The sequence below is a fragment of the Pseudomonas sp. 18.1.10 genome, assembly GCF_024655625.1.
GTDB lineage: Bacteria > Pseudomonadota > Gammaproteobacteria > Pseudomonadales > Pseudomonadaceae > Aquipseudomonas.
In genome coordinates this window covers 1-6,737 of record NZ_JANLGL010000264.1, presented here as the reverse complement: position 1 = coordinate 6,737, position 6,737 = coordinate 1, and the positions used below count along the sequence as shown (strand labels likewise).

Annotated in this window: 4 protein-coding genes; 1 reads left to right on the top strand and 3 read right to left on the bottom strand. The window is 61.8% G+C overall.

Translation table 11 applies throughout. The features are described 5' to 3' along the window. Positions 1-91: 91 nt before the first annotated feature. From NUV89_RS26405 to rluC, 3 genes are read right to left on the bottom strand one after another with little or no spacing between them, the layout of a single operon-like run. The gene (locus tag NUV89_RS26405; RefSeq protein WP_257783633.1) at positions 92-1,075 is read right to left on the bottom strand and encodes a S49 family peptidase; all 984 of its coding nucleotides are present in this window, start codon (positions 1,073-1,075) and stop codon (positions 92-94) included. Positions 1,076-1,096: 21 nt separating this feature from the next. Further along, on the bottom strand, positions 1,097-1,759 hold the full coding sequence (locus NUV89_RS26400; protein WP_257783632.1) for an HAD-IA family hydrolase: 663 nt from the start codon (positions 1,757-1,759) through the stop codon (positions 1,097-1,099). After that, on the bottom strand, positions 1,746-2,705 hold the full coding sequence (gene rluC / locus NUV89_RS26395; RefSeq protein WP_071483181.1) for a 23S rRNA pseudouridine(955/2504/2580) synthase RluC: 960 nt from the start codon (positions 2,703-2,705) through the stop codon (positions 1,746-1,748). The genes NUV89_RS26400 and rluC overlap by 14 nt, the downstream gene beginning before the upstream one ends. A gap of 759 nt (positions 2,706-3,464) precedes the next feature. Between rluC and rne the strand changes: the two genes are divergently transcribed. Then, entirely contained in the window at positions 3,465-6,593 is a 3,129-nt protein-coding gene (gene rne / locus NUV89_RS26390) for a ribonuclease E (RefSeq protein ID WP_257783631.1), read from the top strand. Positions 6,594-6,737 lie beyond the last annotated feature (144 nt).

The window sequence follows — 6,737 nt, the reverse complement described above, 5'->3', positions numbered from 1 at the left end:
GCAGTGGGCCAGTCAATACATCAGGCGACTGAAACACCGCATTCGCGAGCAAGCCCGCTCCCACATTTTGAACTGTGCTACACCTGAGATTTCAGCGCAGGGCCGGGCCCTGGAAGCCCATATACAGCGCGAGCTTCTCCGCCACACTGGCACCCAACTTCTTGGAGAACCGGTCAAATGGCGATTCCTGCACGGTAAAGTCCACCAGCTCTTTCTCGCCGATCACATCCCGCGCCACCGAACTGGCACTGCCCAGGCCATCGATCAAGCCCAGCGGCAACGCTTGCTCGCCCGACCAGACCAACCCGGAAAACAGCTCTGGGTGATCCTTATCCTTCAGCCGATCGCCACGCCCTTGCTTCACACTGGCGATGAACTGGCGATGGGTGGTGTCGAGCACGCCCTGCCAGAACTGGGTTTCATCCGCCTTCTGCGGCTGGAACGGATCAAGGAACGACTTGTGCTCACCCGAGTTGTAGGTGCGACGCTCCACCCCCAGCTTCTCCATGGTGCCGACAAAGCCGTAGCCGGCCGCCGTCACACCAATGGAACCCACCAGGCTGGCCTTGTCGGCATAGATCTGGTCGGCGGCACTGGCGATGTAATAGGCGCCGGAGGCACCCAGGTCGGAAATCACTGCGTACAGCTTGGTATCCGGGTGCAGGGCGCGCAGACGGCGAATCTCGTCATACACATAACCTGACTGCACCGGGCTGCCGCCAGGGCTGTTGATGCGCAGGATCACACCCTTGACCTTGGGATCTTCAAACGCGGTGCGCAGGCTGCCGACAATATTGTCGGCACTGGCGGACTCCTTGTCGGCAATCACCCCACGCACTTCGATCAAGGCGGTGTAATTACTGCCACGGGTGGCGCTTTTCTCCATGTCCACCAGCGGGCTGAACAACACCAGCATGCCGAGCAGGTAGGTGAAGGTCAGCAGCTTGAAGAAAATCCCCCAACGCCGCGAACGACGCTGTTCCTGGACGCTGGCCAGGAGAGTCTTCTCCAGCAGCTTCCAGCTCTTGTCGTCACCACTCTGGGCCTTTTCAGGCGCTTTCCACTCATCACTCATGCCATTAACCCCAGCAAAGACTTATTGGGCCCGGCCGAGCCAGGCCTGCAATTCGGAAAAATGATCGATCGTCAGCCGCGGCTCGTATTGCTGCAAGGCCTCGGCAGCCTGGGCGCCATAGCTGACCGCGACACTGTCCATGCCAGCATTGCGCGCCATCATCAGGTCGAAGGAAGCATCGCCCACCATCAGCGCCTGGCGCGGCGAGACGCCGCAATGGGCCAGGATCTGCTCGAGCATCAGCGGGTGCGGCTTGCTGGCGGTTTCATCGGCAGCACGGGTGATGTCGAAATAATCTTCCCAACCGTGGGCCTTGAGCACACGATCCAGGCCGCGCCGGGCCTTGCCGGTGGCGACGGCCAGTTGGTAGCCCTCGGCACGGAACGCCGCCAGGGACTGCACCACACCCTCAAACAGCGGCGAAGGCTCGGCCTCCAGCGCAATGTAGTGATCGGCGTAATGCTCGCGGAACGCGATCAGCTCAGGGTCGCTGATCTCGGGGTACAAGGTGCGGATCGCCTCGGGCAGGCCCAGGCCAATGATGCCCTTGACTGCGTGATCCGTGCACAGCGCATAACCCGAGCGGGTCGACGCGGCGTGCATCGACTCGACGATCCGGCCAATCGAGTTGGCCAGGGTGCCGTCCCAATCAAAAATCAGCAGCTTGTAATCAAGGTGCGACACTCAAACGCTCCACGGTCTTGGCCCACATCTCATCGACCGGGGCCTGCAACTTCAATTCGCCGCCATCAGGCAGCGGCACAGTGAGCATGTAGGCGTGCAGGAACAGGCGCTTGCCGCCCAGGTCACGGATCTCCTTGGAGAAGTCCTCGTCACCGTATTTGGTGTCACCGGCAATGCAGTGCCCGGCGTGTAGGGTGTGCACACGAATCTGGTGGGTGCGCCCGGTCACCGGCTTGGCCTCGACCATCGTGGCGAAGTCGCCGAAGCGGCGCAGCACCTTGAACAGGGTCAGGGCTTCTTTGCCCTCCTCGTCCACTTCGACCATACGTTCGCCGGAGCGCAGGTTGCTCTTCTGCAAGGGCGCACGCACGCTCTTGATCGAGCTGGCCCAGTTGCCACGCACCAGCGCCATGTAGCGCTTGTCCACGCCATCGCCACGCAGGGCGGTGTGCAGGTGGCGCAACATGCTGCGCTTCTTGGCGATCATCAGCAGGCCGGACGTGTCACGGTCCAGGCGATGGACCAATTCCAGCTCCTTGGCATCCGGGCGCAACTGACGGAAGGCTTCGATCACGCCGAACGTCAGGCCGCTGCCACCGTGCACGGCAATACCGCAGGGCTTGTTGATTACGATCAGCTTGTTGTCTTCGAAGACAATCGAGGCTTCCAGGCGCTGCAACAAGCCCTGGGCCAAGGGCACAGGCTCGTCACGTTCGGGCACGCGCACCGGCGGCACGCGGACGATATCGCCCGCCTGCAGCTTGTACTCGGGCTTGATCCGGCCCTTGTTCACCCGCACTTCACCTTTGCGCAAGATGCGGTAAATCAAGGTCTTGGGCACGCCTTTGAGCCTGGCCAGGAGAAAATTGTCGATGCGTTGGCCGGCATATTCCGGCGAGACCTCAAGCAGCTGGACGCTGGGGGTCTGGGGGGCGGTAGTCGTCATGCCGGCGATGATAACAATTTTTTATGGAATTGAAGCACTTAATCATTGCTGCTATAGTCGCGAACGCCGCCAAAAGCGGCCTGGCCAGAGGACATGCGGCATACAGCCGGCCCTGACCATCGCAATTCATCAGGACGCGAGGCCGTCCTACGGGGCTTTCGCCACCTTGGAAGGCTCAGGATTGTAACGAGCGCAGGTGACATGAGGCCTGAAGCGAGTGCAGAAAGCAGAGTGAATACTCGCGTTTTGCGCCGATATTTACGGCCAGTTCACAAAGTGCAGTCAGTCTTGAGCCAGACCATGGCGAATGCTTCGGAAACAACGCCTGTTAAGAGCTGAGTGAGAGCGCAGTCGCCCACACCCAGTCTTGTTTAGCCATGAGCGTGTGCTCCCCATTGGAGCACACGGTAAATGCCAACCCGCTGCGGATTCTGCGCGCGGCAGCACCCGAATTATCAGGGATACGTGTAGGGTGGAGATGCACAACCGTCGGACCGTGTAGCACTAGGCTTATATTTAGACGCTTCATCTCGTCCACAGTCGCCGGTTGATTCCTCCTCCTGACCTTAGCTTTTGTTGAAGTGGTGCCTTTGTCACCACCGCTAACAAGCAGGACGCGTCCGTCGCGATACCGGCCCAATTGGCCTGTATTTGCTGGACACTGGAGTGGCCAACCACTCTTGACGCACCTGACACCGACCGTGAGAAGTCGTGTGTGCCGAACGCCGTTTCCGGCAGCCCGGAAACCGACGGTACAACATGAAAAGAATGCTGATTAACGCAACTCAACCCGAAGAGTTGCGTGTTGCACTGGTAGATGGCCAGCGCCTCTACGACCTGGACATCGAATCCGGTGCACGCGAGCAGAAAAAAGCCAATATCTATAAAGGCAAGATCACTCGCATCGAACCAAGCCTTGAGGCTGCCTTTGTCGATTTCGGCTCCGAGCGCCACGGCTTCCTGCCCCTCAAAGAAATCTCCCGCGAATACTTCAAGAAAGCGCCTGAAGGCCGCGTGAACATCAAGGACGTCCTGAGCGAAGGCCAGGAAGTCATCGTCCAGGTCGAAAAAGAAGAGCGTGGCAACAAGGGCGCAGCCCTGACCACCTTCATCAGCCTGGCTGGCCGTTACCTGGTCCTGATGCCAAACAACCCGCGTGCCGGCGGCATTTCCCGCCGCATCGAAGGCGAAGAACGCAACGAACTGCGTGAAGCGCTCAACGGCCTGATCGCACCGGCCGACATGGGCCTGATCGTGCGCACTGCCGGCCTGGGCCGCAGCAGCGAAGAAATGCAGTGGGACCTCGACTACCTGCTGCAACTGTGGACCGCCATCAAGGAAGCGTCCCTGGATCGTTCCGCGCCATTCCTGATCTACCAGGAAAGCAACGTCATCATCCGCGCCATCCGCGATTACCTGCGCCAGGACATCGGCGAAGTGCTGATCGACAGCGTTGAAGCCCAGGACGAAGCCCTGACCTTCATCCGCCAGGTGATGCCGCAGTACGCCAGCAAGATCAAGCTGTACGAAGACAGCGTGCCGCTGTTCAACCGTTTCCAGATCGAAAGCCAGATCGAGACCGCCTTCCAGCGCGTCGTCGAACTGCCTTCCGGCGGCTCCATCGTGATCGACCCGACCGAAGCCCTGGTGTCCATCGACATCAACTCGGCGCGCGCCACGAAAGGCAGCGACATCGAAGAAACCGCCCTGCAGACCAACCTGGAAGCGGCTGAAGAAATCGCCCGCCAGTTGCGCCTGCGTGATATCGGCGGCCTGATCGTGATCGACTTCATCGACATGACCCCAGCCAAGAACCAGCGCGCCGTGGAAGAAAAAGTCCGCGAATGCCTGGAAGCCGACCGTGCCCGCGTACAAGTTGGCCGTATCTCGCGCTTCGGCCTGCTGGAAATGTCCCGTCAGCGCCTGCGTCCATCCCTGGGCGAAAGCAGCGGCATCGTCTGCCCGCGTTGCAACGGCACCGGCATCATCCGTGACGTTGAATCGCTGTCCCTGGCGATCCTGCGCCTGATCGAAGAAGAAGCCCTGAAAGACCGCACCGCCGAAGTCCGCGCGCAAGTGCCGATCCCGGTTGCAGCCTTCCTGCTCAACGAAAAACGCAACTCGATCACCAAGATCGAACTGCGCACCCGTGCCCGTATCGTCATCCTGCCGAACGATCACCTCGAGACGCCGCACTTCGAAGTGCAGCGCCTGCGCGACGACAGCCCGGAAGCCCACAGCGGCCAGTCCAGCTACGAAATCGCCGCTGCCGCTGCCGAAGTGGAAGAAGTCCAGCCAGCCGCCGCGACCCGCACTCTGGTTCGCCAGGAAGCCGCGGTCAAGACTGCCCCAGCCCGCGCCAACGCACCGGTTCCGACCGAAGTTGCCGCCCCGGTTGCCGCTCCGGCCGCCCTGCCTGAGCCAAGCCTGTTCAAAGGCCTGGTGAAGTCGCTGGTCAGCCTGTTCGCCACCAAGGAAGAGCCTGCTGCACCGGTGGTGGTTGAAAAACCCGCCGCCGAGCGCCCAGCGCGCAACGAAGAACGTCGCAACGGCCGTCAACAGAGCCGTAACCGCAACGGTCGTCGTGACGAAGAACGCAAGCCGCGCGAAGAGCGTGCGCCACGTGAAGAACGCGCACCGCGTGAAGAACGTGCCCCACGCGAAGCCCGTGAAGAAACCCCGGCCGTAGCCCGCGAAGAACGTGCACCGCGTGAAGAGCGCGCACCACGTACGCCACGTGCCCCGCGTGAAGATCGCAAGCCACGTGGCGAGCGTGAAGAGCGTGTACGTGAACTGCGCGAGCCGTTGGACGCAGCACCGGCTGTTGCCGCTGCAGGCGCCGCCGCTGTCGCTGAAGAGCGCCCGGCTCGCCAGCCACGCGAAGAGCGCGCACCACGTGAAGAACGTGCTCCACGCCCACCGCGTGAAGAGCGTCAGCCGCGTGCCGAGCAAGCCGCTGCCAGCGAAGACGAAGAAGTGCTGACCGCTGAAGAGCAGTCGCAGGAAGACGGTCAGGACGGCGCCGAAGGCGATCGCCCACGCCGCCGCTCCCGTGGCCAGCGTCGCCGCAGCAACCGTCGTGAGCGTCAGCGTGATGCCAACGGCAACGTGATCGAAGGTTCGGAAGAAGCCGGCGAGAACGCCGAAGCGGCTACCGGCGAAGCCACTGGCAGCGAACTGGCTGCCGGCCTGGCCGTAACCGCCGCCGTTGCCAGCTCGGTCATCAGCGCGCCTGCTGAAGCCCAGGCCCACGAGCAAGCTGAACGTGCTACCGCTGCCGTCGAAGAAACCGCTGCCGTTGAAGCGCCAGTCGCCGAAACCCCAGTGGTAGAAGCGCCGGTTGTTGAAGCGCCAGTCGTGGAAGCCATCACGCCAATCGAAGCACCGGTTGTTGCCGAAGTGGAAGTCGCACCGGTACAGGAAACCCTGCCAGAAGTTGAAGTGGCTGCGGTTGAACCAACCCCAGTGGTTGAGCCTGAGCCAGTGGCTGAAGCCCCGGTTGTCGAAGCGGCCCCAGAAGTGCGCGAAGTTCGTGAAGAACAGACCGCCTTCCAGTGGACTGCCGAACCCGCCGCTCCGGTTGAAGCGCCAGCGCCTGCCCCAGTGGTAGAAGAAGCGCCGGCTCCGGTGGCCGAAGAAGTCGTGGTTGCAGAACCTGCACCCGTGGCTGAACCTGCACCGGTAGTCGAGCCTGCGCCAGTGGTTGAAGTGGCAGTGGTTGCCGAGGTCGCCGCCGTGGTGGTCGAAGCCGCTCCGGCCAGCGCCCTGACCGAAAACGGCCGTGCGCCGAACGACCCACGTGAAGTGCGTCGTCGTCGCAAGGAAGCTGAAGCCGCGGCAGCCGCCGCTGCACAGGAAGCAGAACACGAGACCAAACCTCTCGTCTGATTCCAGCAGCGACTAAAAAGCCCCGCCTGAGAGATCAGGCGGGGCTTTTTTATGCGCCCTGAAGGACACCAGAGATCCAATGTGGGAGCTGGCTTGCCTGCGATAGCGGTGGGTCAGCTTGCTCATCTGTCACTGATACACCGC

Excerpts from the sequence above, each read along its gene's own strand:
- NUV89_RS26405 (WP_257783633.1), bottom strand. The coding sequence starts at position 1,075 with ATGAGTGATGAGTGGAAAGCGCCTGAAAAGGCCCAGAGTGGTGACGAC.
- rluC (WP_071483181.1), bottom strand. The coding sequence starts at position 2,705 with ATGACGACTACCGCCCCCCAGACCCCCAGCGTCCAGCTGCTTGAGGTC.
- rne (WP_257783631.1), top strand. The coding sequence starts at position 3,465 with ATGAAAAGAATGCTGATTAACGCAACTCAACCCGAAGAGTTGCGTGTT.